The sequence below is a fragment of the Blastococcus goldschmidtiae genome (assembly GCF_031845325.1).
GTDB lineage: Bacteria > Actinomycetota > Actinomycetes > Mycobacteriales > Geodermatophilaceae > Blastococcus > Blastococcus goldschmidtiae.
Genome location: NZ_JAVREI010000001.1, coordinates 40941 through 66584, shown reverse-complemented (window position 1 = coordinate 66584; position 25644 = coordinate 40941). Strand labels below are relative to the sequence as shown.

Sequence of the window (25644 nt, the reverse complement as noted above, 5' to 3'; positions counted from 1 at the left end):
CCCGTCGGGGCAGACTGCTCCCGTGCTGGACAGCCCTGCCGCCCCCTTCCCCTCCGACGCCGTCCGGGAGTCATCGCCCGCCGGCGGCGCCGGTTCCGACGGTGGTCGCCCGCGGCCACCCCTGGACCTGCTCATCTGGGACGCCCCGAACATCGACATGACCCTGTCCACGGTCATCGGTGCCCGGCCCACGGCGGCGTCCCGCCCCCGCTTCGACGCCATCGCCGCCTGGTTCGTGGCCGCCGCCGGTGAGCCGGGCGGTGCGGGACGGCCGGGCGACGACGCGCCGGAGGTGGAGGCGTGCGTCTTCGCGAACATCCCCCCGGTGCCGGGGACCCTGCAGCGCTGGGTGGAGGCGCTGCGCGGCTTCGGGTACGCCGTCTTCGCCCGGCCCAAGGCTTCTCCCGACGACGACATCGACCAGGACATGCTCGACCACATCGCGGTGCGCGCGCACAGCCACACGCTGCGCCGGCTCGTGGTCTTCTCCGGCGACGGCCGGAACTTCGCCGAGCCGCTGGAGGACCTGGTCCGCGCCGGCACCCAGGTGGTCGTCGTCGCCTTCAGCGAGGTGGCCGGCTACGCGATCAGCTCCGACCTGCTGGAGTTCATCGACATCGAGGACGTCCCCGGGGCTTTCGTCGAACCGCTGGACCGGGTGCGGCTGGATGCCCTGCCCGCCGACGGTGCGTGGCTGCGCCCGACGCGCAGCCTGCGGGACTTCGTCAGCTCCTACACGGCACGCCGCACCTGAGACCTCGCAGCTGCGGATCGGCGGTTACCGTTCCCCAGCGCGGGACCGGTCCCTGCGGTTCGCGGCGATGAACGGAGATTCCGATGACCAGCGTTCCCGGCGTCGACCACCCCGAGGAGCAGAGCGACGCCGACGTCACGCTGGCGGAGCGAGGGATCTCGATCAACAGCCGGGTGGAGTTCGTCGGTGACGGCGTCATCGTCGTCCGGCCCTCGGCAGGCGAGTTCGTGGACCAGTCCGTCGTCGTGCCCGGCGACTCGGTCGAGGTCTACTGGAAGGGCACCGACACCCGGCGGGCGTTGCCGGCCGACGTCGTCGAGGTCGAGTCCGGCGCCGTCGTCCGCTGGCGGCTGCGGATCGCCGGTCCGTCGGAGGAGAGCCAGCGCCGCACGGCCGTCCGCGGCCGTGTCGTCCTGCCGGTGACCGCCGGTCACGGCGCCGTGGAGCTCACCGGGGAGAGCGTCGACCTGAGCGAGAACGGCGTCAGGGCGCAGTTCGAGGGCTTCGGCGTGCTGCCGGAGTCCGGCGCGTTCCTGGACCTGACCGTCGGGCTCGAGGACGGCGAGCTGCGCGCCAAGGCCGAGGTCGTGCGTGCTCAGGCCCGGGGGGCCCGGTGGCTGATGTCCATCCGCTTCGTCGGCATCCAGGAGAAGGACCAGGACCGGGTGCGCCGGCGGGTGTTCCAGGCTCTGCGCGAGGAGCGCGCCAAGAGCATGGAGTGAGGAGGTGGCCCCGGAGGGGTCGCCGAGGAGCGACGGACGGGCTCAGCGCAGCTGGGGGACGGCTCCTGGCCGCGGTGCGGTCCGGAGGACCGCCATGTAATGGCCCCGGAGGGGTCGCCGAGGAGCGACGGACGGGCTCAGCGCAGCTGGGGGACGGCTCCTGGCCGCGGTGCGGTCCGGAGGACCCCGATGTCTCAGTCCCTCCGGAGCTCACCGGAGCGGGGCTCGGGCAGGCGGTCGCGCTGCTGCTGGTCGGGCGAGTCGGCGCGGCCGGAGGGCAGCCGGGCCCACACGTGCTTGCGGCCCGGTCGCCGCTCCCACCCGTAGCTGGTGGACAGCTGGGTGACCAGGTGCAGCCCCATGCCGCCGAGCGCCGGGTCGCGGTCGATGGCCGGCACGGGTGGCCGATCGGGGGCCTCGTCGCTGAGGTCGAGCAGCCAGCCCTCCGGACCGGCCACGACGAGGGCGCGGACGTCGCCGCCGCCGTGCCGCAGCGCGTTGGAGGCCAGCTCCTCGAAGACCAGGAGCAGCCCGTCCCGGGCATCCTCGGTCGAGGCCGACGCCACCGAGGGGTGGGCGATCCGGGCACGGAGGTCCGACCGCACACGGGAGACGACGTGCATCGCCTCCAGCTGCCAGTGCCAGACGTCGCCGGGGACGGAGGGGACGTGGGCACAGGGCCACGCGTCCCGGGCCGGCTCGTCGGCCATCGATTCTCCCTCGCGGTCTGCTTCGCAGGGTGGGCCGGGGTGGTCCACGGCCGCGCCCCATCCTGACCGATCCGTCCCCAGTACGCGAAGGGGGGCATCGGTGCGGGTGGCTGCCGGGCACAATGCCCTACGTGGACGACCTCCTGCGGGACCTCAGCCGGGTGGTGCTGGCCGACCGCGCGCTCGAGGAGGTCCTCACCGACCTCACCCTGATCGCGGCGCGGGGTATCCCTGGCGCGGAGTCGGCGTCCACGACGCTGCTGCGCGGTGAGAAACCGTTCACCGCCGCCTACTCCGGCGAGATGGCGCTGCTGGCCGACGAGCTGCAGTACGCCGAGGGATACGGACCATGCATGGACGCCGGTCGCGGTGGCGTCGTCCTGCGGATCGACGACACGGTCACCGAGGAGCGCTGGCCCGCCTACGTCAGCCGGGTGCGCGAGCAGGGCGTGCGCAGCTCGCTGTCGGTGCCCCTGCCCTACCAGGGCAACGTCGTGGGCGCGCTGAACGTGTACTCGTCGAAGCCGGAGGCGTTCGTCTCCCCCGAGTCGCTGAGCGCGGGCCGCGACGTCGCGGAGGCGATCGCCGTCGCCGTGGTCAACGCCGTGGCGCACCACCGGCTGAGCGAGCAGGCCCGCAACATGCAGCTCGCCATGGAGTCCCGGGCGGTGATCGAGCAGGCCAAGGGGGTCCTGATGGCGCAGCGGCGGGTGAACGCGGAGGAGGCGTTCGAGATCCTCCGCGACGCCTCGCAGCGCTACAACCGCAAGCTGCGCGACATCGCGGTCGGCATCGTGGGGTCCACGCAGGAGGACTAGTCCAGCGGCTCCGTGCCGTCCAGGCGGGCCAGCCGCGACACCAGGAACTCCAGCGCCGCATCGCTGTCGACGCCTTCGGCGACCTCCACCGCCGTCTGCGCGGACGAGGCGGCCCTGCGGTCGACCAGCGTCTGGCCGCGGCCGGCGCCGAGGGTCGTGTCGACGACGACGTCGCGGCGCACCGTGTCGAGCGAGCCCGGAGCGATCGCCTCGGTGAGCGCCAGCGCGTCGTGCACGACGACCCCGGGGACGCCGTAGGCGTCGCGGGCGTGGTCCAGGTACTGCTGCAGGATCGCCGCGGCGGTGGCCCCGATCGGTCCCGCGGCGGCGAACCGCGCGATGCCCTCGACGGTGAGCACCGTGGGCAGCGTGACGTCGAGCCCGACCATGACCGTGGGGATGGTCGAGCCGAACACCGCCGCGGCGGCCTCCGGGTCGGACCAGATGTTGAACTCCGCCGCGGCGGTGACGTTGCCGCCGCGCGTCGCGGAGCCCCCCATGACGACCAGCCGGCCGATGCGGGTGGCCGCCTCGGGGTAGACGGCGAGCAGCAGCGCGATGTTGGTCAGCGGTCCGATCGGTGCGACGGTGACCGGGTCAGGGGAACTCATCAGCAGCTCGGCCAGGGCGACGACCGCCGGTCGCGGGTCCAGCCGGGCGGGCGACGGCGGGAGCTGCACGCCGCCCAGCCCCGCGGCGCCGTGCACGTGGCCGGCCCGCTGGGGCTGCGGGTGGATCAGCGAGGCACGTGCGCCGGCGGCGACCGGTACGTCGGACCGGCCCGCCAGGTGCAGCACCCGCAGCGCGTTCTCCGTGGTGAGGTCGAGGTTGACGTTCCCGTGCACGGTCGTGACCAGCCGCAGGTCCACCTCCGGGCTGGCCAGTGCCAGCAGGATCGCCAGTGCGTCGTCGATGCCGGGGTCGGTGTCGATCACCAGGGGGATGCGCGGAGCCACCGCTGCATCCTCGCAGCGGCCCCGCGCCCGTCAGGACGCGGTCGGGGTCCGGTCGCCGTCGGCGGCGGCCGGGACGGCCGTGCTGCGCCACCAGGGCGCCTGGGCCAGCAGGTACAGCACTGCCCCGACGGCGAGCAGGATGCCGGCGCGCAGCCAGATGCCCGCCTCCTGCTGCCAGAGCAGCAGCAGGCAGGACCCGATGGCCAGGACCGGGACCACGGCCCACACGCGGAAGTGGTCGGCCTCGATGCGGTCGTTCCGCAGCACCAGGACGGCGATGTTGGTGCTCAGGAAGACGACGAGCAGGAGCAGGACGACGGTGTTGGCGAGGTCGCCGAGGTCGCCGGTGAGCGTGAGGGCGATCGCCACGAGGGTGGTGACGACGATCGCCACCCACGGCGTGCGGCGCTCGGGCAGCACCCTGGCCAACGGGCGGGGGAGCAGGCCCTGCTCGGCCATGCCGAACACCAGCCGGCTGGCCATGATCATGGTCAGCAGCGCCCCGTTGGCCACCGCGATGAGGGCGACGGCGCTGAAGAGCCGGTCCGGGACGCCGACGTCGGCGGCCCGGACGACCTCCAGCAGCGGGCCGGACGAGCCGGCGAGCTCGTCGGGCGCCAGGACGGTCGTGGCGGCCAGCCCCACCAGCAGGTAGACCACGCCGGCGACCAGCAGCGCCCCGAACAGCGCGCGGGGATAGACCCGGCGCACGTCGCGGACCTCCTCGGCCACGTTCGCGGAGACCTCGAAGCCGACGAAGGAGTAGTAGGCGAACAGCGCGGCGGCCAGCACGCCGGAGGTGACCGACACGCCCTCGGGGAACTCGGTGACCCGGCCGATCTCGCCGTCCCCACGGCCGAGCACCAGCGCCCCCAGGACGACCACGAGGACGAGCCCGGACACCTCGATGACGGTCATCACGACGTTGGCCTGCACCGACTCCTTGATGCCGCGGGCGTTCAGCAGCGCCACGAGCACCAGGAAGACGATCGCGGCGGGCGCGGCGGGCACGTCGAGGAAGACGCCGAGGTAGTCACCACCGAAGGCCAGCGAGAGGCCGGCGGCGCTGGTGACGCCGGCGGCGAGCATGCAGTAGCCGACCAGGAACGAGATCAGCGGGCTGCGGAACGCGCGCTGCGCGAACACGGCGGAGCCGCCGGCCCGGGGGTACTTGGTCACCAGCTCCGCGTAGGACGCCGCGGTGAGCATGGCGAGCACGAGGGCGACCAGCATCGGCAGCCACACCGCACCTCCGACCTCGCCGGCGATCTCGCCCACCAGCGCGTACACCCCGGCGCCCAGGACGTCACCGAGGATGAAGAGGAAGAGCAGTCGGCCGGTCACCGACCGCTTCAGGCGCGTGTCCCCGCCGCCGTCGTCCCGGTGGTCGGTTCCCGTCGCGTCCTGCTCCTGATCACGCACCCGCAGAGTCTCGGAGCGGGTCGCTCCCCTGGCAATTCGGCGGATCCCCGGAACGGGCGACGGGCGCGCTCCCGGGCGGCGACACGCGGGCGCGTCCGCGGTCGGCCGGGGGTGACCGACCGGGGAATGCCGCATTTCCACGCTCGTTCGTCGCCTCTTGTCGACAAGGAAATGGTGTGGAGAACGGGTCACCGGCCGCTCCGGAATGGTCGGGCAACGGTTCGGTCACGCGCGTCGGAGGACGTGTCCGGAATGGCCGGTGGAACTGCCCGGACTGCCTACTTTTCTCCTTGTCCGCGACACCTTCCCCGGTCGCGGACGACGACCTGGAGGCGAGATGAGCAGCAGCGAGGCGACCGTGATCCCGCCCGCACGCAGGAGCGCCTCCGCCGCCACGCCCGGCGCGTCCCTCGCCGGCCTGATCGGCGTGCTGGACCGGGCCGACGGCGTAGCGGTCCCGCAGCGCAGCCGTCCGGTCCACACCAGCGCGCTGCGCTCCTCGGTGCGGGCCGTTCCGCTCCGGTCGGTGCCGATGGCGCCGCCGGCCCGCCCGGCCCGCACCGCGGCCGTCGCCGGGACGCGGGGACCGACCGTGACCGTCGTGCCGGACCGCGAGCGCCGCCCCCTCACCGGCCTGCGCGACCTCACGCGCCGCGTCGCCCTGTGGGGTGCCGGTGCGCAGGGCGAGTACCTCGCCTGGCGCACGCCGGAGCCCGCACCGGGGCTGCCGCTGCGCCCGCGCCTGCGGGCGCTCACCCGGCGCATCGCCCTGTGGGGAGCCGGTCCCCGCGGCGAGTACCTCGCCTGGGGTGGCCCCACCCCGTCCCCGTCCCCGACCCCGGTCCCGGTCCCGCGGCAGGTCCCGCGGCGGGTCGACCCGCCCGTCGTCCTGCGTGAGCTGCCCAGCACCCCCACGATCCGGCCCGCGGCGTCTTCCCCCGCCGTGGCGCTGATTCCCGCACCGACGGTGCCGGCCCCCCGCCCGGGGCCGACCGTCCTGCGGGCAGCCACGACCGTCCCGGTCGCGGCAGCACGGCTCCCGATGCCGGCGCGGCCGGTGCCGGCGGCCGGGCCCGAGCCGGCGGGGCCCGTCCGTGCCGGCTGGGCGCCGCCGCCTCCCGGCTGGCCGCAGCCCCCGGCGTGGCACACCCGGCGGCGGGTCACCGCCCCGGTGGCCCGGACGACGGTGATCCCGCCGCTGCCGGCAGGTCCCCGCCGGACCGCGCCCCCGGTCCGGGCGCCCTCCGCCGGAGCGCGCGCCGGCCCGGCCCGGGCGCGCGGGGACCCGACGACCTCGGCCTCCCCGCGCGCGGCGTTCGCCGCGTCCGGCTGATCCTCCCGCGACCACGGCGATCCAGCCGTGAGCGCCGTCCTCCGCTCCACCCGAGCACGCCGCGACCGTCCCCCTCATGGCGGGGACCGGGACCGCGCCTCGGTCGTCCGAGTGCGACCCTCCCGGGCCGACCTCGGCACCCACCTGGCCCACCCCGACGGTGCCCCTCCGGGCGCCGGCAGGCAGCTCCGCTCGACGACACCCGCCTCGCCCTCCCGCCGACTGCAGCACGCAGCGAGCGGCCCCTCCCGGGAGGCGTGGTGCGCGAGCGGCGCCGGCTGCCGGGAACCCGGATCCGCCGGAGTGAGAACAACAGGCCTGCCGGTACCCGGTGCGACACGACGCCCCTCGTGACCACCACCGGGTCTCTGACCGACAGCACCTGGCCGGCTGGACGCCGATGCAGCCCGCGACGGCGGACGCACCACGACCGGCGCGATCCCGCGAGCGGCCCATCCGGGCGCTGGAGCTGGACGGTGGTCCACGGCCCTCGGGCCCGTGGCCGCGCGATGGGCGAGCACCCCTCGCCCGCACCACCCCGCCGTTCCCGGTGCCCGTTCCCCGGCCCGAGCGGCTACCAGGGAGAATGAGCGGGCGGACCGCTTCCGGTTCCGCGGGACACCGGCCGGGAGGGGGAGACGCGTGACCTCCGACGACCTCTCCTCCGTCGATCCCGCCGCCGGCGAGCGGGTGGCGGCCGTGGCCCGCCTCCAGGCGACGGCCGTGGGATCACCGGCCCTGCAGCGGCTCACCGCGGTGGCCGTGCAGCTGCTGGGCGCCGAGGCGGCCCAGGTCTCCCTCTTCGGCGTCGACGAGCTGGTACTCGGCGGCACGGGGCTCCCGCAGGGCACCGTCGGCATCCGGGTGCCCCTCGAGGAGTCCCTGTGCGCCGTCACCGCCGCGGCCGCACCGCACCCGGTCGTGGCCCCCGACGCACGGCTGGACCCCCGCCTGGCCGGCCTGCCACCGGTGGTCGGCGGCGACGTCGCCAGCTACCTGGGCCTTCCGCTCGCCGTGTTCGACGGGCAGGTGGTCGGGGCGCTGTCGGCCTTCTGCCGCGATCCGCGGACCTGGTCCGACGCCGACGTCGCCCTGCTCCGCCAGCTCGGGGACTCCGTCGAGATCGAGCTGGAGCTGGCCGCCCAGGTGCGCGAGCTGGAGTCCAGCCGGCTGGCCTTCGAGCTGGCCATCGACGCGGCGGGGATCGGGAGCTTCGACTGGGACCTCGTCACCGGCCGCCTGGTGTGGGACGACCGCCTCACGGAGCTGATGGGCTTCGAGCGCGGCGGCTTCGACGAGACGATCGAGGCCTTCGCCGGCCGCTGCCACCCCGATGACCGGGCGCGGACGATCGAGGCGCTGCAGCACGCCATCGACACGGTCGGTGAGTACGACGCCGAGTTCCGCGTGGTCCTGCCGTCGGGCGACACCCGCTGGATCCAGGGGCGAGGCCGGGTCCTGGCGGACGACACCGGTGTCGCCGTCCGCCTGGTCGGCGCCGGGTACGACACGACCGCCCAGCGGCAGGCCGACGCGCGCGTCGCCCGCGTCATGGAGTCGGTCAAGTCCGCCTTCTTCACCCTGGACCGGGACTGGCGGTTCACCTACCTGAACGCCGAGGGCGAGCGGGTGCTGCAGACGTCCCGGGACGATGTCCTCGGCCGCGTGGTCTGGGACGCCTTCCCGGACGCCGCAGAGGCCGGGTTCGGGATCCGCTACCGGGAGGCGATGGCGACCGGGCGCGAGCAGATATTCGAGGCCTACTACCCGGCGCCCCTGGAGGCCTGGTTCGAGGTCCGCGCGTGGCCCGGACCCGACGGGCTCTCGGTGTCCTTCATCGACGTGACCGAGCGCCGTGCAGCGGAGGAACGGGCGCAGCGCAGCGCGGCACGGATGCGGCTGGTCGCGGACACCACGGCTGCGATGGCCGAGCGGTTGGCCGGCGGAGCCGGCGAGGAGGAGGCGCTGCAGCGGGTCGCCGAGGCGCTCGTCCCGGAGAGCGGCGACTGGGTGATCGCCAGTCTGGTGGACGAGGACGGGCGGATGCGCGACGTCGCCGCCTCGCACCGGGACCCCGGGTCGGTCGCCCTGGTGGAGCAGTACGCGGCGCTGCGCCTGGCCGCCCTCCCCCCGACGGCCCCGATCCTGCGGGCACTCGCGTCCGGGGTGCTGCGGGAGGTGCCGGACGTCATGGCCGCCGTCGGCCGCCTGCTCCCGCCCGGAGACGCCCGGGAGACCCTGCGGGCGCTGGCCCCGCAGTCGGCCGTCACGCTGCCGATGGTGGCCCGGGGGCGCACCCTCGGCGCGCTCAGCGTCTACCGGTCGGCCGACCGCGACCGGGCCGACGCGCAGGACGTCGCCACGCTCCTCGACGTCGCCGACCGCGTCGCCCTGGCGCTGGACAACTCACGCCTCTACGAGCAGCAGCGCCGGCTGGCCGAGGGCCTGCAGCGCAGCATGCTCACCGAACCGCCGGAGCCCGACCACGCCGAGATCGTGGTGCGCTACCTCCCGGCCGTCGAGGCCGCCGAGGTGGGCGGCGACTGGTACGACGCCTTCCTGCAGCCCAGCGGGGCCACGATGCTGGTCATCGGCGACGTCGTCGGCCACGACACCGCGGCCGCGGCGGCCATGGGTCAGCTGCGCGGGATGCTGCGCGGCATCGGCTACCGCGACGGCATCGGCCCGGCCGCCGTCCTCGCCGACCTCGACGCCGCCATCGAGGGCCTCGACATGGGGACGATGGCCACCGCCGCGATCGCCCGGGTGGAGCAGAGCCCCGAGGAGCGGGCGCGTGGGCTCAGCCGGTTGCGCTGGTCCAACGCGGGTCACCCGCCGCCGCTGCTCCTGCACGTGGACGGCCGGATCGAGGAGCTCGCCACCGAGCGGGCCGAGCTGATGCTGGGGGTCGACCCGACTGCCCGGCGCACGGAATCGGTGGTCACCGTCAAGCGTGGGGCAACGCTGCTGCTCTACACCGACGGCCTGGTCGAGGGGCGGGACCTGCCGCTGGACGAGGGCATCGCGCGGCTGCGTGCGGCGCTCGCCGAGCTGGCCGCCCGCCCGCTGGGCGAGCTGTGCGACGAGGTGATCGAGCGCCTGCGGCCCGAGGGGCTGCAGGACGACGTCGCACTCGTCGCGATCCGGTTGCACCCGGAGGACCGGCCACGCCCCCGCGAGGCGGGCCCGGAGAAGCTGCCGCCGCGTCGCGCCTGATCCCTCAGGACCGGGGGAGCAGCGCCCAGACGTGCTTGGCCCGCGCGCTGGCGTACCAGCCATGGCGCAGCGCCATCCGCGCGATGAGGTACAGGCCGAGGCCGCCCTCGCTCGGGTCCCGATCGACCGCCGGCATCGGTGGCCGCGCCGCCGCGGCGTCGGACACCTCGATGAGGTAGCCGGTGTCGGTGGAGCGGACGGACGCCTCCACGCGGCCGCCACCGCCGTGCCGCAGCGCGTTCGACGCCATCTCGTCCAGCGCGAGGATCAGCTGGTCCAAGGCGTCGGGGTCGATCGACGGGCCCATCGCCCTGCGCACCTGGGCGCGCATCGCCGGCAGCTCGGCGACCCCGCTGAGCTGCCAGTGGAGGAGACGCTCCGCGGCCGGGGGGGACGCGGACGGCCACGCGCCGTTCGCCGCCTGCCCTGTCACGTGCCGAACCCCGCATCCCCGGACTGCCGCCCGATGGCGGCCCAAACACTGTCTATCGGTTCGGCAGGCAGTCGCCAAACCTGGATGCGATGCAGATCACGTTCGTGGCGCTCCGGCCGGAACTCCCAGCGCGGCGAGGTGGGCCCCCACGACGGTGGGATCCCGCATGACCGCCCCCATGACGGCGACCCCGTGGGCCCCCGCAGCCAGGCAGCCGGGCACGTCCTCCGGTCGCACGCCGCCCAGCGCGAGCACCGGCGGCGCACCCGGCACGAGTGCCGCCAGCCCGTCGAGCCCGAGCGCCGGGCCGTAACCGGGCTTCGACGACGTGGGGAAGACCGGCGACAGGAAGACCCAGTCGCAGCCCTCGGCCGCTGCCCGGGCCAGCTCCGCGGCCGAGTGGCAGGAACGGCCCACCAGTGGAGGGCGCTCTGCTGGGAACGCGTCGGTGGCCGAGAGGTGCACCGCGGTGCCTTCCGGTGCTCCGGTCGCGCCGCCCCAGATCAGCAGGCCGCCCACCGGGTCGAGCCGCGTGCGGAGCTCCCCGGCGAGCGCACGCCGCTCGGGCAGGGGCAGGTCCTTGTCCCGCAGCAGCACCGCCCGGGCGCCCGCCGTCACGGCCGCCGCCACCACGTCCGGCAGCGGCCGGGACGTCTGGGTGTGATCGGTGACGACGACCAGCCGCGGAACGGTCACAGCTCCGGCATGCCGTCGAACGACGTCGACGCCTCGGCGTGCCAGCGGCGCGGGATCCGGCCGGCGAGCAGCGCCTGCCGGCCGCCCTCGACCGCCTGGCGCATCGCCAGCGCCATGCGCTCGGGGTCGCGGGCGCGGGTGACGGCCGAGGCCAGCAGCACCGCGTCGCAGCCGAGCTCCATGGCCAGCGCCGCGTCGGAGGCGGTGCCGATGCCGGCGTCGAGGACGACGGGGACCGCGACCGCCTCGCGCAGCAGCGCGATGTTGTGCGGGTTCCGGATCCCCAGGCCGCTGCCGATGGGGGAGCCCAGGGGCATGACCGCGGCGCAGCCGACGTCGGCCAGCCGGCGCCCGAGTACCGGGTCGTCGGTTGTGTAGGCGAGCACGGTGAACCCGTCGGCGACCAGGTGCTCGGCGGCGTCGAGCAGCTCGACGGCATCGGGCAGCAGCGTGCGGTCGTCGCCGATGACCTCGAGCTTGACCCACGGGGTGCCGAACGCCTCGCGGGCCAGCTGGGCGGTGCGCACCGCCTCCCGGGCGGTTCGGCAGCCGGCGGTGTTCGGGAGCAGCCGGACCCCGGCGCGCTCCAGGACCTGCATCATCGAACCGCTCGCCGAGGCCTCCACCCGCCGCAGCGCCACGGTGACCAGCTGGGTGCCCGACGCCCGCACCGCGGCCTCGAGCGTCTCGAGGCTCGGGACGCCGCCGGTGCCCAGCAGCAGCCGCGAGCGGAACGTTTCGCCGCCCAGAACGAACGGGTCGGTCGCCTCCTCCCGCTCCAGCGCGGGCGCGAGGTCGTCGGTGCGCAGGTCCTCGGTCGTCATCTAGCCTCCTGCGGTCGGGGCCAGCACCTCGACGGCGTCGCCGGGTGCCAGCGGGGTCTGCGCCCAGCTGCTGCGCGGGACGACGTCGCCGTTGCGGGCCACGGCGACGCGGTCGTGCCCGACGGCCCGGGCCGCGACCAGGTCGGCCACGGTCGCGCCGTCGCCCAGCTCGACCATCGCCCCGTTGACGGTCACCTGCATCTCGGATCTCCCTCCGACGTGCCGACGGCGAACCGGTCGGCGGTGAACGGCGCGGCCACCTCGGGCAGGGAGCCGCTGACCAGCAGCTCGGCCGTCGCCTCGGCCGTGACCGGGGTGAGCAGCACACCGTTGCGGTGGTGCCCGGTGGCCAGCACCAGGCCGGGCAGGGACGACGGACCGAGCAGCGGGGCGTTGTCCGGGGTGCCCGGGCGCCAGCGGGCCAGGGTCTCGGCCAGCTCGAGTTCCTCCACCTCGGGCACGACCTCGATCGCGTCGTGCAGCAGGTCGTGCACCCCGCCGGCGGTCACCCGTGCGTCGAAGCCGCGGTCCTCCACCGTCGCGCCCACGATCACGCCGCCGTCGCCGTAGGGCACGAGGTAGACGTGCCGGCCGCGCACCAGGGCACGGACGGTGCCCTGCAGCAGCCCGTCGGCGCCGGCCAGCCGCAGGATCTGCCCCTTCACCGGCCGGACAGGCAGGGCGGGGAGGCCGGGCAGACCACCGCTGTGCGCGCCCAGCGCCAGCACGGTGGTGCCGGCCCGGACGACGCTCCCGGAGGTCAGCCGCAGGCCGACGGCGCGGTCCCGCTCGACCACCACCTCGGCCACCCGCTCGCGCACCAGCTGCACGCCCGCCGCCGCGGCCGCGGCCAGCAGCGCGGCGTGCACCGCGCGCCCGTCCACCGAGTGGTCGCCTTCCACCAGCAGCCCGCCGCGGACGCGCGGGGTGAGCGCGGGTTCCCGGCGGCGCGCCTCCCGGGGTGTCAGCCGCTCGGCGGTCAGCCCCAGCTCGCGCTGGAAGCGCAGCAGGGCGTCGAGCTCGCGGACGTCGTCCTCGTCGAAGCCGAGCACCAGGGTTCCGGTGGTGCGCAGCCCCACGGGCATGCCGGATGCCGCCTCCAGCTCCGCGGCGAACGCCGGCCAGCTCGCCAGCGAGGCCAGGCCCAGGCGGAGCAGGTCCTCCTCGCGGTAGCCGGCCTCGGCCACCGGCGCCAGCATCCCGGCCGCGGCCAGCGACGCGCCCGCCCCCGGGGCGTCGTCGACGACGGTCACCGACAGCCCCCGGCGGGCGGCGCGCCAGGCGACCGACAGCCCGACCAGGCCGCCGCCCGCGACGACGGCGTCGGTCATCCCCGTCGGCGGGTGGCCAGCACGACGGGCACGGTCAGGGCGACGGCCACCGCCAGGCCGACCAGGGACGCCGACCAGCCGTTGGCCGGATCGATGCCGAGATCGGCCTGCCGCGCGCTCCACCACGCCGTCCAGCCGGCGCCCGGGCCGGGGAAGAACGTGGGCAGGGTCAGCTGGTAGGCGACGAACCCGGTAACCCACGGCAGGAGGTACAGCGGTCGGGCCGGGGCGGTGTCCGAGGTGTCCCAGCGCCCGCGCGGGGTGAGCCAGTACGCCACCAGCAGCACGCCGGCCAGCGGCACGAACACCGCGCCGATGAGGAAGAGGAACGGCTCGTAGGCGACCACGTCGAGGCTGAAGGCCAGCAGCGTCGCGACGCCGCCGACGGCCACCGCCAGCACCCGCCGGTCCAGCCGGCCGACGACGTTCTGCGCGGACACCGCGGTCGAGTACACGTTGGCGAAGGCCTCGTCGAGCTCCACGGTGACCAGCACGAGCACCGCCAGCGCGCCGAGCGGCACGGCCAGCAGCGCGTCGATCACGTCGAGCCCGCCGCTGCCGTAGGCGGCCAGCGCCAGCACGCCGAGGGTGAACATGGCGACGGTGGCCAGCCCGTAGCCCACGCCCGCGCCCACACCGGCAGCCCGCGCGCTGCGCGCGTGGCGGGTGTAGTCGGCGGCCAGCGGCAGCCACGAGACCGGCAGCGCGATGACGATGTCGGCCGCCGTCCAGAACGACGTCGCCCCGCCGCCCTCGAGCGGGGGCAGCGGCTCGGACAGCACCTGCACGAACAGGTAGACGACGGCGGCCAGCGCGGCCCAGATCGCGTAGCGGGCGAGCACGCGCACGACGCCGAGCGGACGCAGCGCCATCGCCGTCGCCAGCACTCCCGCGGCGAGGACGAACGGCCAGCGCGGTGCATCGAGCACCCGCGACGCCGCCTCGGCGATGATGACGATCTCGAACGTCGCCCAGCCGACGCACTGGACCAGGTTGAACGCGGTCGGCAGCCAGGAGGTGCGCCGGCCGAGCAGACCGCGCAACAGCACCATCCCCGGCACGCGCTCCCGTGCGCCCGCTGCCGCGACCAGCCCCAGCAGGATCGAGCCGATGACCGCGCCCACGACGATGGCGGTGAGGGTCACCGACAGCGGCCTGCCCGGCAGCACGACGAACACCGCCGCGACCGGGAGCAGCAGGCTGACGCCGAGGTTGGCCCAGAGGCCGAACGTGTCCCGGAGGCCGAGGGTGGGCGGTGGTGCCTCACCGAGGGTGAGGGGTGCTTCAGTGGTCCGGACGTCGTCCGACGTACTCATGATCGCTCCCTACGCCGGCATTACCCGGTCAGGTTCCAGCGGTCGGCGACGCGTCCAGTCGCCCTCTCAGCCCGGTGTGCCCGAGCTCCCGCACATGTGCGAGGGAACTGTAGCCCCGCCGCTACTGTCGCGCCGTGCCGACGTCCGACCTGCTCCGCGACCACTCCACCGCCTGGGAACGGGCCACCCGCCATCCCTTCCTGCTCGGCGTCCGCGACGGCACCCTGCCGGCCGGGGCTTTCGACACCTGGCTCGTGCAGGACCACCACTACGTCGGTGACCTGCTGCGCTTCCAGGCCCGGCTGCTGGCGCGCGTCCCCCGCCCGGCGCAGGCGGTCCTCGCCGGCGGGGCGGTCGCCCTCGTGGAGGAGCTGGCCTGGTTCGAGGAGCTGGCCGGCCGCCGTGGCCTCGACCTCGAGGCGCCGCGACTGCCGGCCACCGCGGCCTACGCCGCGCTGCTGGAGCGCCTGGACGCCGCCGCCGTCCCCGCGGCCGTGACCGCGCTGTGGGCGATCGAGCGGGTCTACCTCGACGCGTGGACCGTGGCCGCCCCGGGGGCGCAGGAGTACGCCTCGTACGTCGCGCACTGGACCGCGCCGGGCTTCGCCGGGTACGTGGACGGGCTGGCGGCCGCGGCCGACGCCCTCGGTGGCCGGCACGACGACGTGGTGCGCGAGGTGCTCGACGCCGAGGTCGCCTTCTGGGACACCGCGTGGGACGCCGCATGAGCCTGGCCCGCCGCCTCTGGGCGGACTCGGCCGACCTCGCGGCGGCCACGCTGGACCACCCGTTCGTGCAGGGCCTGGCCGACGGTTCGCTGCCGCGGGAGCGGTTCGCCGGCTACGTCGCCCAGGACGCGTTCTTCCTGCAGGCCTTCGCCCGCGCCTACGCCATGGCGGTCGTCCGCAGCCCCGACCGGGCCGGCCTGGAGGCGTTCGCCGATCTGCTGGCCGGCGTCCGGGAGGAGCTCCGGCTGCACGACGGATACGCCGCCCGCTGGGGGATCGACCTGGCCGGCGTCGAGCCGGCTCCGGCGACCTCGGCCTACACCGACTTCCTGCTGGCCACCGCCGCGACGGGCGGGCTGGGGGAGATCTGCGCGGCGATGACGCCGTGCATGCGGCTGTACGCCCACCTCGGGCAGTCGCTGGCCGCCCGTCCCGCGGGCACCTACGCCGAGTGGGTCACCACCTACGCCGACCCCGGGTTCGAGGAGCTGGCGGCCACGCTGGAACAGCTGCTCGACCGGTACGCCGACGACACCGCCGACGTGGCACGGGCCTACCGGCGGGCCATGGAGCTGGAGCTGGGGTTCTTCGCGGCGGCCTGGTCCCCGGGGGACGGGGAGTCCTGAGGCGCGGGCGAGCTAGGCTCGTCCGTGACACGGGGTGCCCGCTCGCCGGGCTGAGAAGACACCCGTCGAACCTGCCCAGGTCATGCTGGCGAAGGGATGTCACCGGCGTGGACGTCGACGCACTCGCGGCCGCTCGTGCCGCACTGACCACGGGCAGCCCGCTCGTGCACTGCCTGACCAACACCGTCGTGCAGACCCTCACCGCGAACGTGCTGCTCGCGGTGGGTGCCGCGCCGGCCATGGTCGAGGCGCCCGAGGAGGCCGGCGACTTCGCCGCGATCGCCTCGGCCCTGCTGGTCAACGTGGGCACGGTGCACGGCCGCTCGGCCGAGGCCATGCGCGTCGCCGTCCGCTCCGCCGCCGCGGCCGGCACGCCGTGGGTGCTCGACCCGGTGGCCGTGGGCGGGCTGCGGTTCCGCACCGACCTCGCCGTCGAGCTGGCGGGCAGCGGGCCGGCCGTGGTGCGGGGCAACGCCTCGGAGGTCATGGCGCTGGCCGGCGCCGGCTCGGGCGGGCGCGGAGTGGACTCCACGGCCACCGCCGACGACGCCCTGGAGGCCGCGGTCGCGCTCAGCGGGCGCACCGGCGGCGTCGTGGCGGTCAGCGGCCCGGTCGACGTCGTCACCGACGGCGCGCGGGTGGTGCGGGTCGGGGGCGGGCACCCGCTGCTCACCCGCACGACGGGAGCCGGCTGCGCGCTCGGTGCGCTGGTCGCCGCCTACGTGTCCGTGGCCGGCGACCGGCTGACCGGCACGGTCGCCGCGCACGCCCACGTGGCGCTGGCGGCCGAGGCCGCCGCCGCGGTCTGCTCGGGCCCGGGCACCTTCGCGGCCGCCTGGGTGGACGCCCTCGACGCGGTGACCCCCGGCGACCTCCTCCGCGCCGACGTCCGGGACGAGTCGTGAGGCCGGCCCTCGACCCGACGCTCTACCTGGTCACCGACACGGCGCTGGCCGGGGCCCGGGGCGTCCCCGACATCGTCCGGGCCGCGGTGGCGGGCGGCGTCACGGCGGTGCAGGTCCGGGACAAGACGGCGTCGCGGCGGGAGCTGTACGCGCTCACGCTCGCCGTCCGCGAGGTGCTGGCCGGCACGTCCGGCGTGGCGCTGTTCGTCAACGACGCCGTGGACGTCGCCCTGCTCGCCGGCGCCGACGGCGTGCACATCGGCCAGGACGACCTGCCGCCGGCCGAGGTCCGCGCGCTCCTGGGCCCGGACCGGCTGCTGGGACTCTCCGCGGGCAGCGACGCCGAGATGGCCGCCACGTTGGCGCTGCCGCCGGGGACCGTCGACGTCGTCGGCGTCGGGCCGGTCTGGTCGACCCCCACCAAGCCCGACGCCGGCACCGGCCTGGGCCCCGAGGGCGTCGCGGCGCTGGCGGCGCAGGCCCGGGCCGCTGGGCTGTCGACGGTGGCGATCGGCGGCATCGACGCGGCGCGGGCGGCCGCGGTGACCGGCGTGGACGGCGTCTGCGTGGTCTCGGCGATCTGCGCGGCCCCCGATCCCGGGGCGGCGGCGCGTGCGCTGCGGTCGGCGCTGGGCACGGCGGCCGTCCGGTGAGCGGGGTCGCGCCGACCGCCGTCGCGCTCACCGTCGCCGGCAGCGATCCCAGCGGCGGGGCCGGGATCCAGGCCGACCTGAAGACCTTCAGCGCGCTCGGCGTCTACGGCACCGCGGTGCTCACGGCCCTGACCGCGCAGAACACCCGCGGCGTCACCGGGGTGCACGCCGTCCCCGCCGCCTTCGTGGGCGACCAGCTGCGCACCCTCCTGGACGACGTGCCCGTGGGCGCCACCAAGCTCGGCATGCTCGGCACCGCCGACGTCGTCCGGGAGGTGGCCACGGTCCTCGCCGAGCGCCGGTCCGGGCCCGTGGTCTGCGACCCGGTCATGGTGGCGACCAGCGGCGACCGGCTGGTCGGGCAGGACGCCGTCGACGCGATCCGCGCCGACCTGCTGCCGCTGACCGCGCTGGTCACGCCCAACGTGCCGGAGGCGGCGGCGCTGCTCGACCGGCCGCCGGCGGAGTCGGTGGACGGGATGGTCGAGCAGGCGCACGCCCTCCTCCGGCTCGGCCCGGCCGCCGTGCTGCTCAAGGGCGGGCACCTGGGCGGGGAGGAGAGCGTCGACGTCCTGGTCGACGCCGACGGGATCGTGGTCACCCGGCGGCCACGGGTCGCGACGTCGGCCACGCACGGCACCGGGTGCACGCTCTCCTCGGCGATCGCCGCTCTCGTCGCGCGCGGGGTGGGCGGACCGGGTGAGTGGGAGCCCGTCGTCGAGCAGGCCCGCGACTACCTGCACGAGGCGCTGGCCGCGGGGGAGTCCCTCGGCATCGGCTCCGGGCACGGACCGGTGCACCACTTCGTCCGCTGGTGGTGAAAGGACCCCGCTGCCCCCCATCGCTCGCAGGCTCGCGACGGGCCCCTGCAGCGGGGCCGCTCAGCTGACGAACCCCAGGAGCAGGTGGCCGTTGAGGCCGATGACCAGTGCGGCGACGACGACCCCGACGGCGGTGGTGATCCGCCGGTTCACCCAGCCGCCCATGAGGTCCCGGCGGCTGGTCAGCCACAGCAGCGGCACGAGGGCGAACGGGATGCCGAAGGAGAGCACCACCTGCGACCACACCAGCGCGGTGGTCGGGTCCCCGCCGAAGACCAGCACCGCGAGCGCCGGGGCCAGCGTGATCAGCCGGCGGGCCAGCACGGGGATGTGCCGGCGCAGGAAGCCGGCCATCACCACCTGCCCGGCGTGCGTGCCCACCGAGGACGACGCGAAGCCCGAGGCCAGCAGGGCCAGGGCGAAGGCCAGCGCCGCGCCGGTGCCGAGCTGGTCGCCGAGGCCGGCGTGGATGCCCTCGAGGGTGTCGGCGTCGTCCCCGCCGGTGAACAGCTGGGCGGCGATGATCAGCATCGCGGCGTTCACCAGCCCGGCCAGCCCCATGGCCACGGCGATGTCGATGCGCTGGGCACGGAGCAGCCGGCGTCGTCCGCCGGCGGTGCGGCCGGCGGTGACGACGTCGCCGTAGCGGCCGGGCGTGAGCGCGGAGTGCACGTAGATGACGTGCGGCATGACCGTCGCGCCCAGGATGCCGGTGGCCAGCACGATGCTCTCCGATCCGGAGAACGACGGCACCATGCCCCCGGCCACACCGCCGGGGTCCACACCCGAACCGAGCAGCGTGTAGCCGAAGCCCAGCCCGATGACCAGCAGCAGCCCGGTGATGACCCGCTCGAAGGGACGGTGCCCGCGGGACTGCGCCGCCAGCAGGATGAAGGCGACGACGGCGGTGATCAGCCCGCCGATGGGCAGCGGCACCCCGAACAGCAGGTTGAGCGCCACGGCGCCGCCGACGATCTCGGCGAGGTCGGTCGCGATCGCCACCGCCTCGGCCTGCAGCCACAGCCCCCGGGTGACGGGCTTGGGGAGCCGTTCCCGGCACAGCGTGGCCAGGTCGCGGCCGGTGGCCATGCCGAGCTTGGCGGTCAGCGACTGGATGAGCATCGCCATGAGGTTGGCCGCGACGATCACCCACAGCAGCGTGTAGCCGAAGGCCGCGCCACCGGAGAAGTTGGTCGCGAAGTTGCCCGGGTCGACGTAGGCCACCGCCGCCACGAACGCGGGCCCCAGCAGCGGCCAGATGCGGCGGCGTCCCGTCGGGGCGGGCGCCACCGGGGCCGGCCGCGGGCCGGCGACCAGCGTGGTGGGGAGGACGGCGGCCTCGGTCTTCGACAGGTACACGGCGGCCTCCAGGGGCGGGTCGGGCGGGTCGGTCGGGTCGGGCGGGGGGATCCGGCAGTCGGGCGGGGGGATCCGGCAGTCGGGCGGGGGAGTTCAGGCGGTCGGGCGGGCGGTCGCTCCTGTGCTGCCCGGCGGAGGTGACACGTCGGGGCCGACCCGTGGCCCGGAAGGGCCAAGCAAGGCTTGCCGAAGATCAGCCCTGGTCCGCGGGGCTCTCCTGGCCGCGGAGGCCCAGTGCTCGTCCCGCCCGGCATCTACTTGAACCTTCATACAGATGGAGCAACACTGGGAGGTCGCCCGCCAGTGCAAGGAGCTCCCGTGCCCGTCCAGCGCCTCAACCACGCCGTCCTCTACGTCCGCGACGTCGAGCGCAGCCTCGCCTTCTACCGCGACGTCCTCGGTTTCCGGGTCCGGGTCGAGATCCCCGGGCGCGCGGTGTTCCTGCAGGCCGAGGGGTCGACCAACGACCACGACCTCGGGTTGTTCGCCGTCGGCGCCGGCGCCGGCCCGTCGCAGGCCGGGCGCGCCACCGTCGGGCTCTACCACCTGGCGTGGGAGGTGGACACGCTCGCGGAGCTGTCCCGCATCCGGGGCGGCCTCCTGCTCGCCGGCGCCCTGGTCGGCGAGTCCGACCACGCCACCACCAAGGCGCTCTACGCCCAGGACCCCGACGGCCTGGAGTTCGAGGTCTCCTGGCTGCTGCCGGCCGACCTGATCACCGACGAGGTCCGGGCCCAGGGTGCGACGACCCGCCCGCTCGACCTGGCCCGCGAGATCGAGCGGTACGGAGCGAGCACCCCCGGGGGCGTCGGCGTCTCCGTGCCCGTCTGAACGGTCGCCGGCGCGAATGAGGAGGCCGTCACCTGGGCAGGGACGGACCGTTCCCCACCGTTCCCGGAGGTCACCGTGCCCGAGTCCGCCCGCCCCCTCGCCCTCGTCACCGGTGCCTCCAGCGGCATCGGCCTGGAGCTGGCCAGGCAGTTCGCCCAGAACGGGTTCGACCTGATCGTCGTCGCCGAGGACGACGAGCTCGCACCCGCGTCCGCCGAGCTGCGCGGCCTGGGGGTCGACGTCTCCGACGTCCGCGCCGACCTGACCCGGAGGGCCGAGGTGGAGAAGGTGATCGCCGCCTATCGCGGCGGATCCGGCCGCCCGCTGGCCGCCGCAGCGCTCAACGCCGGCGTCGGCGTCGCCGGCCGTTTCGCCGAGACCGACCTCGACGCCGAGCTGGGCATGGTGGAGCTGAACTGCGCGTCCACCGTCCAGCTGGCCAAGGCCGTCGTCCAGGACATGGTCGCCCGCGGCGAAGGCCGGATCCTGTTCACCTCGTCGGTCGCCTCCCAGGCGCCGGAGCCCTTCCAGGCCGTGTACTCCGCGACCAAGGCGTTCGTGCAGTTCCTCGCCCTCGGCATCCGGGAGGAGCTCACGGACACCGGCGTCACGGTGACCGCGCTGCTGCCCGGGCCGACGGACACCGAGTTCTTCGACCGGGCCGACGCCACGGACACCAAGCTCGGTGCCTCCGACGCCAAGGACGACCCCGCCCAGGTCGCCCGCCAGGGCTTCGAGGGGCTGATGAAGGGCGAGGCGTCGGTCTTCGCGGGCTCGGTGACCAGCAAGCTGATGGGCAAGCTGTCCGCGGTCCTGCCCGACGCGGTCGCCGGCAAGTCGCACAAGCCGATGACCCGTCCCGGCTCCGCCGAGTAGCTGTCCTGCGGGGGCGCGGCGACGATCGGACCGTGCCCGCGCTCCCGCCGCCCTCGCCGCTCGTGCCCTGCACCGTGCAGGCCGGGCCGTGGTGCCTGCGCCCGTGGCGCGAGGCCGACGTCGACCAGCTGTGGGCGGCGTTCCAGGACCCCGGCATCCGGCTCTGGAACGGCGGCGGCGTCGGCTCGCGCACGGACGCGCTGGTGCTGCTGGGCCGCCGGCTGGACTGGAGCACCGGGGACCACGCGTCCTGGGCGGTGGTGGGCCGCGACGACGACGGCGCCGTCCTCGCCTCGGTGTCGCTGCACTCCATCGACCGGCTGCAGGGCGACGCCGAAGTGGGCTACTGGACCGTGCCGTCCGCCCGCGGGCGGGGACTGGCGGGGGTCGTCGTCGACACGGTGTGCCGGTGGGCGTTCGCCACCCTGCCGGTCGACCGGATCGAGCTCTGCCACGCGGTCGAGAACGTCGCGTCGGGCGTGGTGGCCCGGAAGGCCGGCTTCACGCACGAGGGGCGGCTGCGGCGTTCCTACCGGTACGCCGACGGCGAGAAGCACGACGAGCACCTCTGGTCGCGCCTCGCTCAGGACCCGGGGCCGGCGCTCCCCCGGCCCGCCTGAGCGGTGCGCGGAAACAGGCTCCGGTCGCCGGCGCGCAGCCCCGCACCGATCAGCCGCCGCAGCAGCACGAGCGCGGCGACGGTGGCGATCGTGCCCCAGGACGGGTCCCCGGCGAGACGGAGCAGACCCGCGGCCAGCAGCAGCTCCAGCAGGACCGGGAGCGCCACGGAGGGCCGGCGCGTCCGGACGAGGACCAGTGCGCCGGCGACCAGGGCGCCCACGCCGACAGCCAGGGCGGCGAGCCGGGTCAGCTCCTCGAGCGCGCTCACCCCGGGTGCCCCGGGCGGTCGGTCGAGGAGGCCGATCGCCGTTCCTGCTCGGCCTCGATCTCGCGGCGCTCCGAGTCGATCTCCTTCTCGAGGAAGTAGTTCAGCGCCGTCCGGATGGCGGCCACGGCGGCGAGCTTGCCGAGTTCCTCCCAGCTGGGCGCGACCGCCGTCCGCAGGACGTCGCTGGCCAGCTGGAACTCCAGCCCGAGCGCGAGGAAGCGGCCCAGGGTCAGCCGGACCGGGACGAAGGCCGCGGTGGTGCGCTGGGTGAAACCGACCCAGACGAAGCGGGCGAAGGCCCAGACCGCCCCGATGATGATCACGGCGGCGCCACAGGCCTCGACGATGACGACCAGGACGTTGACGACCCCGGCGAGGAGCTCTTCCATGCCGCCGCCCCTACCCAGGGGCTGCACGGGCAGTCCGCCGCCGCCCTTCCCGGTGCGACCGGGTCAGAGCGGGACGGCGAGGCCCTCGGGGCTCGTTCGGCCGAGGGCGGAGGCGATCTCCTCGCGCATCGGCTCGAGCCCGGCCCCGGCCAGGACCACGTCCCTGGCGAAGCGGTGCCAGCGAGCGGACCGCCGCACCATGCCGTGCCCGCCGGCGATGGTGAAGCGGGCCACCCGGGCGTGCGCCCGGCGGGCACGGACGGCGAAATCGGCCGACAGCCGGGCCGGCACCCAGCGATCGCCCAGTCCGTGCAGGATCACCACGGTCTGCCCGCCCAGGTGCATGACCGGCTCGCCGGGCGGGGTCCACGGTGCGAGGGCGCAGACAGCGGTGACCGACGGCTCCCCGCCGGCACGGAGCACGGCCCGGCCACCCATGGAGTGGCCGACCAGCACGATCGGGACGTCGGTGCCGTACCGGGTGCGCAGCCGGTCGACGGCCCAGCGCACGTCGTGGAAGGCGTCGGCGGCCTCGCCGTTCCAGCCGGCGACCCGGTAGCGGAGCAGGGCGGTGGCGATTCCCCGGTCGGCCGTGCTGCGGTGCACGAACTGCTCGACGGCCCGCATCCGGAGCACGGAGAGGGCTCGCTCCCGGGGCGGCTCGACGCCGGCGACGGTGCCGCCGTGGCAGAACAGCGCGATGCCCCGGGTCTCCCCGACCGCCGGCCGCTGCTCCAGCTGAGGGGAGCGGCGGCCGGCGTCCGGGTCGAGCGGGGTGGTCACGGGGTCCTCGTGAGCTCGGGAACGGTCAACGACGGGGCTTGCCGCCCAGCTTCACCCGCGCGCGTTCGCCCAGTTCCCCGACCCTGAGCAGTGCGTTGCTGACCGCGGAGGGGCCGGTCCGCCGCTCCAGCGCCCGGCCGAGCCCGCTCAGCACCTTGGTGGCGAGCGGGGCGAGGACGGTGAGGACGACCCACATGCGGAGCCGGCGGGTGAGGAAGAGCCACATGGACGCCCACTCTGCCCTGATCCGGCGGAGGTCGCTCCGGCGAGGTCAGGCCGGGTCGTCCGCCAGCTTGACGATCATCTTGCCGGTGTTGCCGCCGCGCAGGAGGTCGAGGAAGGCGGGCACGGCCTCGTCGAGCCCCTCGCGCACCGTCTCCCGGACGACCAGCTCCCCGGACGTCACCATCGGCGTGACCTTCTGGATGAATTCCTCACGCAGGTCGGCGTGGTCGCTGACGATGAAGCCCCGCAGGCTCAGCTTCCGGCCGACCATCAGCCCCATGTTGCGCGGGCCGGGCTGCGGCTCCGTGGCGTTGTAGCTGGAGATGGCGCCGCACAGGGCGCCGCGGCCGAACTCGTTGAAGGCGCCGATCGCGGCCTCCAGGTGCTCGCCGCCGACGTTGTCGAAGTAGACGTCGATGCCGTCGGGGGCGGCCTGGGCGAGCAGCTTGGCGACCGGACCGTCGTGGTAGTCGAAGGCGGTGGTGAAGCCGAGCTCCTCGGTGAGCCAGCGGACCTTCTCGGAGCTGCCGGCACTGCCGATGACGGCGGCCGCGCCGTTGATCCGGGCGAGCTGCCCGACGATGCTGCCCACGGCACCCGCGGCACCGGAGACGAAGACGACGTCGCCGGGGCGGAACTCCGCCAGGCGGAACAGCCCGGCCCACGCCGTCAGCCCGGGCATCCCGAGGACGCCGAGGTGGTAGCTGGGCGGGACGCCGGGGAGCTCGGGCAGGACCTGCACCGCGCGGGCGTCCAGGACGGCGATGTCCCGCCAGCCGGCGTTGGTCGACACCAGGGCGCCCTCGGCGACGTCGGGGGAGCGGGAGTCGACGACACGGCCGACCGCGCCGCCCTGCATCGTCTCGTCCACCTCCCACGCGGCCGCGTAGGACTTCCCGGCGTTCATCCGGCCGCGCATGTACGGGTCGACGGACATCGCCAGCATGCGGACGACGACCTGGCCGTCGGCCGGGTCGGGGTGCTCGACCTCGACCAGGCGGAAGTCCTCGGGCTTCGGCTCGCCGTGCGGACGAGCCGCCAGCTGCCACTCACGTGTGGTTAGGGACACATGGCCGATCATGCCCGCGTCGCGTTACGGGCCCGGGGCGGGGTCGTCGGTCGTGCACGACGCAGGTGCGGCAACCGGCCTACGCTCGGAGCATGATCTTCTCCCGGACCAAGACGCAGCCCGTCTCGGCCGAGGACGCGCTGCCCGGCCGTCCCGGCCCGCTCCCCGGCGTGCCGCAGGTGCACGCGGTGAACGGCAACCGCATCCAGCCGCCGTTCCCGAACGGCATGCAGACCGCCGTGTTCGGTGCGGGCTGCTTCTGGGGCGTCGAGAAGGTCTTCTGGCAGGTGCCGGGCGTCTACGCCACCGCCGCGGGCTACGCGGGCGGCTCCACGCCCAACCCGACCTACGAGGAGACCTGCTCGGGTCGCACCGGGCACACCGAGGTCGTCCTCGTGGTCTTCGACCCCGCGGTGACCTCCTACGAGCAGCTGCTCAAGGTGTTCTGGGAGGACCACGACCCCACGCAGGGCATGCGCCAGGGCAACGACGTCGGCACCCAGTACCGCTCGGCGATCTACTACGCCTCGCCCGAGCAGGAGGCCGCCGCCCGCGCGACCCGCGACGCCTACCAGGAGCGGCTGAAGGCGGCCGGCTACGGCGAGATCACCACGGAGATCGGGCCGCTGGGCGAGTTCTTCTACGCCGAGGACTACCACCAGCAGTACCTGTACAAGGTGCCGAACGGCTACTGCCCGGTGCACTCCACCGGCGTCTCCTGCCCGGTGGGGCTCCCCGGCGTCTGACGGTGCCGGGAGCATCGACCGAGCTCCGGCGAGGGAGGAGCGGACCGGGGCCGGAAGGCGCCGCATGGCGGGGCGTCTGACGGTGCCGGGAGCATCGACCGAGCTCCGGCGAGGGAGGAGCGGACCGGGGCCGGAAGGCGCCGCATGGCGGGGCGTCTGACGGTGCCGGGGGCCGCCGCATGGCCGGGTGTCCCAGCCGGCTGGTTTGCTGGG

At 75.2% G+C, this 25644-nt stretch carries 29 protein-coding genes and 2 riboswitches; of the genes, 14 read left to right on the top strand and 15 right to left on the bottom strand.

The genetic code is table 11. The features are described from left to right. The first annotated feature begins 22 nt into the window (after nucleotides 1-22). A complete protein-coding gene (locus RM425_RS00345; RefSeq protein ID WP_311343194.1) occupies nucleotides 23-754 on the top strand; it encodes an NYN domain-containing protein in 732 nt (243 codons plus the stop codon). Nucleotides 755-837: 83 nt separating this feature from the next. After that, nucleotides 838-1476 (top strand): PilZ domain-containing protein, encoded by a 639-nt coding sequence (locus tag RM425_RS00340; protein WP_311343193.1) that lies wholly within the window; start codon nucleotides 838-840, stop codon nucleotides 1474-1476. A gap of 194 nt (nucleotides 1477-1670) precedes the next feature. Here RM425_RS00340 and RM425_RS00335 read toward each other — a convergent pair whose 3' ends face one another. After that, entirely contained in the window at nucleotides 1671-2186 is a 516-nt protein-coding gene (locus RM425_RS00335; RefSeq protein WP_311343192.1) for an ATP-binding protein, read from the bottom strand. 122 nt (nucleotides 2187-2308) lie between these two features. Between RM425_RS00335 and RM425_RS00330 the strand changes: the two genes are divergently transcribed. Next, the gene (locus tag RM425_RS00330) at nucleotides 2309-3004 is read left to right on the top strand and encodes a GAF and ANTAR domain-containing protein (protein ID WP_396137011.1); all 696 of its coding nucleotides are present in this window, start codon (nucleotides 2309-2311) and stop codon (nucleotides 3002-3004) included. On the opposite strand, the gene RM425_RS00325 is transcribed toward RM425_RS00330, so the two are convergent. Together RM425_RS00325 and RM425_RS00320 are read right to left on the bottom strand one after the other, a co-directional pair. Beyond that, nucleotides 3001-3960, bottom strand: a complete 960-nt coding sequence (locus RM425_RS00325) for a nucleoside hydrolase (protein WP_311343190.1) — start codon at nucleotides 3958-3960, stop codon at nucleotides 3001-3003. The genes RM425_RS00330 and RM425_RS00325 overlap by 4 nt on opposite strands. A 30-nt stretch (nucleotides 3961-3990) precedes the next feature. Next, entirely contained in the window at nucleotides 3991-5382 is a 1392-nt protein-coding gene (locus RM425_RS00320; RefSeq protein WP_311343189.1) for an APC family permease, read from the bottom strand. Nucleotides 5383-5719: 337 nt separating this feature from the next. Here RM425_RS00320 and RM425_RS00315 point away from each other — a divergent pair, with 337 nt between their 5' ends. Both RM425_RS00315 and RM425_RS00310 read left to right on the top strand, forming a co-directional pair. Further along, complete coding sequence (locus RM425_RS00315; protein WP_311343188.1) at nucleotides 5720-6715, top strand: hypothetical protein; 996 nt, start codon at nucleotides 5720-5722, stop codon at nucleotides 6713-6715. A 642-nt stretch (nucleotides 6716-7357) separates the two neighbouring features. Next, complete coding sequence (locus RM425_RS00310; protein ID WP_311343187.1) at nucleotides 7358-9931, top strand: SpoIIE family protein phosphatase; 2574 nt, start codon at nucleotides 7358-7360, stop codon at nucleotides 9929-9931. A 4-nt stretch (nucleotides 9932-9935) separates the two neighbouring features. Here RM425_RS00310 and RM425_RS00305 read toward each other — a convergent pair whose 3' ends face one another. The 6 genes from RM425_RS00305 to RM425_RS00280 form a co-directional block, all read right to left on the bottom strand. Continuing rightward, the gene (locus RM425_RS00305) at nucleotides 9936-10364 is read right to left on the bottom strand and encodes an ATP-binding protein (protein WP_311343186.1); all 429 of its coding nucleotides are present in this window, start codon (nucleotides 10362-10364) and stop codon (nucleotides 9936-9938) included. A gap of 96 nt (nucleotides 10365-10460) precedes the next feature. Next, entirely contained in the window at nucleotides 10461-11060 is a 600-nt protein-coding gene (locus RM425_RS00300; protein ID WP_311343185.1) for a thiamine phosphate synthase, read from the bottom strand. Continuing rightward, entirely contained in the window at nucleotides 11057-11884 is an 828-nt protein-coding gene (locus RM425_RS00295) for a thiazole synthase (RefSeq protein WP_311343184.1), read from the bottom strand. The genes RM425_RS00300 and RM425_RS00295 overlap by 4 nt, the downstream gene beginning before the upstream one ends. Then, nucleotides 11885-12085: a sulfur carrier protein ThiS gene (gene thiS, locus RM425_RS00290; protein ID WP_311343183.1), complete on the bottom strand. Its 201-nt coding sequence runs from the start codon at nucleotides 12083-12085 to the stop codon at nucleotides 11885-11887. It lies immediately after the preceding gene. Further along, nucleotides 12076-13215 (bottom strand): glycine oxidase ThiO, encoded by a 1140-nt coding sequence (gene thiO, locus RM425_RS00285; protein WP_311343182.1) that lies wholly within the window; start codon nucleotides 13213-13215, stop codon nucleotides 12076-12078. Before thiO ends, thiS begins: the two co-directional genes overlap by 10 nt. Next, a complete protein-coding gene (locus RM425_RS00280; RefSeq protein WP_311343181.1) occupies nucleotides 13212-14531 on the bottom strand; it encodes a purine-cytosine permease family protein in 1320 nt (439 codons plus the stop codon). Before RM425_RS00280 ends, thiO begins: the two co-directional genes overlap by 4 nt. Then, nucleotides 14521-14633: riboswitch (TPP riboswitch) on the bottom strand. (Overlaps the previous gene by 11 nt.) A 32-nt stretch (nucleotides 14634-14665) precedes the next feature. On the opposite strand from RM425_RS00280, the gene RM425_RS00275 reads away from it, so the two are divergent. From RM425_RS00275 to thiD, 5 genes are all read left to right on the top strand, one after another. Next, the gene (locus tag RM425_RS00275) at nucleotides 14666-15259 is read left to right on the top strand and encodes a thiaminase II/PqqC family protein (RefSeq protein WP_311343180.1); all 594 of its coding nucleotides are present in this window, start codon (nucleotides 14666-14668) and stop codon (nucleotides 15257-15259) included. Then, complete coding sequence (locus RM425_RS00270) at nucleotides 15256-15885, top strand: TenA family protein (RefSeq protein WP_311343179.1); 630 nt, start codon at nucleotides 15256-15258, stop codon at nucleotides 15883-15885. Before RM425_RS00275 ends, RM425_RS00270 begins: the two co-directional genes overlap by 4 nt. Before the next feature lie 20 nt (nucleotides 15886-15905). Beyond that, nucleotides 15906-15999, top strand: a riboswitch (TPP riboswitch). Next, entirely contained in the window at nucleotides 15993-16790 is a 798-nt protein-coding gene (gene thiM / locus RM425_RS00265) for a hydroxyethylthiazole kinase (RefSeq protein WP_311343178.1), read from the top strand. Its footprint overlaps the riboswitch before it by 7 nt. Further along, entirely contained in the window at nucleotides 16787-17443 is a 657-nt protein-coding gene (gene thiE / locus RM425_RS00260; protein ID WP_311343177.1) for a thiamine phosphate synthase, read from the top strand. Before thiM ends, thiE begins: the two co-directional genes overlap by 4 nt. Beyond that, the gene (gene thiD, locus RM425_RS00255; protein ID WP_311343176.1) at nucleotides 17440-18264 is read left to right on the top strand and encodes a bifunctional hydroxymethylpyrimidine kinase/phosphomethylpyrimidine kinase; all 825 of its coding nucleotides are present in this window, start codon (nucleotides 17440-17442) and stop codon (nucleotides 18262-18264) included. Before thiE ends, thiD begins: the two co-directional genes overlap by 4 nt. Before the next feature lie 60 nt (nucleotides 18265-18324). Here thiD and RM425_RS00250 read toward each other — a convergent pair whose 3' ends face one another. Beyond that, nucleotides 18325-19623 carry an Nramp family divalent metal transporter gene (locus RM425_RS00250; RefSeq protein WP_311343175.1) on the bottom strand — a complete coding sequence of 433 codons (1299 nt, stop codon included), beginning with the start codon at nucleotides 19621-19623 and terminating at the stop codon, nucleotides 18325-18327. A 318-nt stretch (nucleotides 19624-19941) separates the two neighbouring features. On the opposite strand from RM425_RS00250, the gene RM425_RS00245 reads away from it, so the two are divergent. The 3 genes from RM425_RS00245 (at nucleotide 19942) to RM425_RS00235 (ending at nucleotide 21950) form a co-directional block, all read left to right on the top strand. Beyond that, nucleotides 19942-20454: a VOC family protein gene (locus tag RM425_RS00245; RefSeq protein WP_311343174.1), complete on the top strand. Its 513-nt coding sequence runs from the start codon at nucleotides 19942-19944 to the stop codon at nucleotides 20452-20454. A gap of 75 nt (nucleotides 20455-20529) precedes the next feature. Beyond that, nucleotides 20530-21330, top strand: coding sequence for an SDR family NAD(P)-dependent oxidoreductase (locus RM425_RS00240; protein ID WP_311343173.1), 801 nt, complete (start codon nucleotides 20530-20532; stop codon nucleotides 21328-21330). 32 nt (nucleotides 21331-21362) lie between these two features. Continuing rightward, nucleotides 21363-21950, top strand: a complete 588-nt coding sequence (locus RM425_RS00235; RefSeq protein WP_311343172.1) for a GNAT family N-acetyltransferase — start codon at nucleotides 21363-21365, stop codon at nucleotides 21948-21950. Here the strand turns inward: RM425_RS00235 and RM425_RS00230 are convergent. The 5 genes from RM425_RS00230 to RM425_RS00210 form a co-directional block, all read right to left on the bottom strand. Then, nucleotides 21914-22219, bottom strand: a complete 306-nt coding sequence (locus RM425_RS00230) for a hypothetical protein (RefSeq protein ID WP_311343171.1) — start codon at nucleotides 22217-22219, stop codon at nucleotides 21914-21916. The two genes, RM425_RS00235 and RM425_RS00230, sit on opposite strands and share 37 nt — an antisense overlap. Further along, nucleotides 22216-22608 (bottom strand): DUF1622 domain-containing protein, encoded by a 393-nt coding sequence (locus tag RM425_RS00225; protein ID WP_311343170.1) that lies wholly within the window; start codon nucleotides 22606-22608, stop codon nucleotides 22216-22218. The genes RM425_RS00230 and RM425_RS00225 overlap by 4 nt, the downstream gene beginning before the upstream one ends. Before the next feature lie 63 nt (nucleotides 22609-22671). After that, complete coding sequence (locus tag RM425_RS00220) at nucleotides 22672-23391, bottom strand: alpha/beta hydrolase (protein WP_311343169.1); 720 nt, start codon at nucleotides 23389-23391, stop codon at nucleotides 22672-22674. Between the two features lie 25 nt (nucleotides 23392-23416). After that, the gene (locus RM425_RS00215) at nucleotides 23417-23617 is read right to left on the bottom strand and encodes a hypothetical protein (protein WP_311343168.1); all 201 of its coding nucleotides are present in this window, start codon (nucleotides 23615-23617) and stop codon (nucleotides 23417-23419) included. Nucleotides 23618-23662: 45 nt separating this feature from the next. Continuing rightward, the gene (locus tag RM425_RS00210; RefSeq protein WP_311343167.1) at nucleotides 23663-24685 is read right to left on the bottom strand and encodes an NADP-dependent oxidoreductase; all 1023 of its coding nucleotides are present in this window, start codon (nucleotides 24683-24685) and stop codon (nucleotides 23663-23665) included. Nucleotides 24686-24777: 92 nt separating this feature from the next. Here RM425_RS00210 and msrA point away from each other — a divergent pair, with 92 nt between their 5' ends. Continuing rightward, a complete protein-coding gene (gene msrA, locus RM425_RS00205) occupies nucleotides 24778-25431 on the top strand; it encodes a peptide-methionine (S)-S-oxide reductase MsrA (protein ID WP_311343166.1) in 654 nt (217 codons plus the stop codon). Nucleotides 25432-25644 lie beyond the last annotated feature (213 nt).

Bases quoted from the DNA above. Each gene is read 5' to 3' on its own strand.
- RM425_RS00335 (WP_311343192.1), bottom strand. From the start codon at position 2,186: ATGGCCGACGAGCCGGCCCGGGACGCGTGGCCCTGTGCCCACGTCCCC.
- RM425_RS00225 (WP_311343170.1), bottom strand. From the start codon at position 22,608: ATGGAAGAGCTCCTCGCCGGGGTCGTCAACGTCCTGGTCGTCATCGTC.
- msrA (WP_311343166.1), top strand. From the start codon at position 24,778: ATGATCTTCTCCCGGACCAAGACGCAGCCCGTCTCGGCCGAGGACGCG.
- thiO (WP_311343182.1), bottom strand. From the start codon at position 13,215: ATGACCGACGCCGTCGTCGCGGGCGGCGGCCTGGTCGGGCTGTCGGTC.
- RM425_RS00295 (WP_311343184.1), bottom strand. From the start codon at position 11,884: ATGACGACCGAGGACCTGCGCACCGACGACCTCGCGCCCGCGCTGGAG.
- RM425_RS00280 (WP_311343181.1), bottom strand. From the start codon at position 14,531: ATGAGTACGTCGGACGACGTCCGGACCACTGAAGCACCCCTCACCCTC.
- RM425_RS00215 (WP_311343168.1), bottom strand. From the start codon at position 23,617: ATGTGGCTCTTCCTCACCCGCCGGCTCCGCATGTGGGTCGTCCTCACC.
- RM425_RS00270 (WP_311343179.1), top strand. From the start codon at position 15,256: ATGAGCCTGGCCCGCCGCCTCTGGGCGGACTCGGCCGACCTCGCGGCG.
- RM425_RS00330 (WP_396137011.1), top strand. From the start codon at position 2,309: ATGCCCTACGTGGACGACCTCCTGCGGGACCTCAGCCGGGTGGTGCTG.
- RM425_RS00315 (WP_311343188.1), top strand. From the start codon at position 5,720: ATGAGCAGCAGCGAGGCGACCGTGATCCCGCCCGCACGCAGGAGCGCC.
- RM425_RS00340 (WP_311343193.1), top strand. From the start codon at position 838: ATGACCAGCGTTCCCGGCGTCGACCACCCCGAGGAGCAGAGCGACGCC.
- thiS (WP_311343183.1), bottom strand. From the start codon at position 12,085: ATGCAGGTGACCGTCAACGGGGCGATGGTCGAGCTGGGCGACGGCGCG.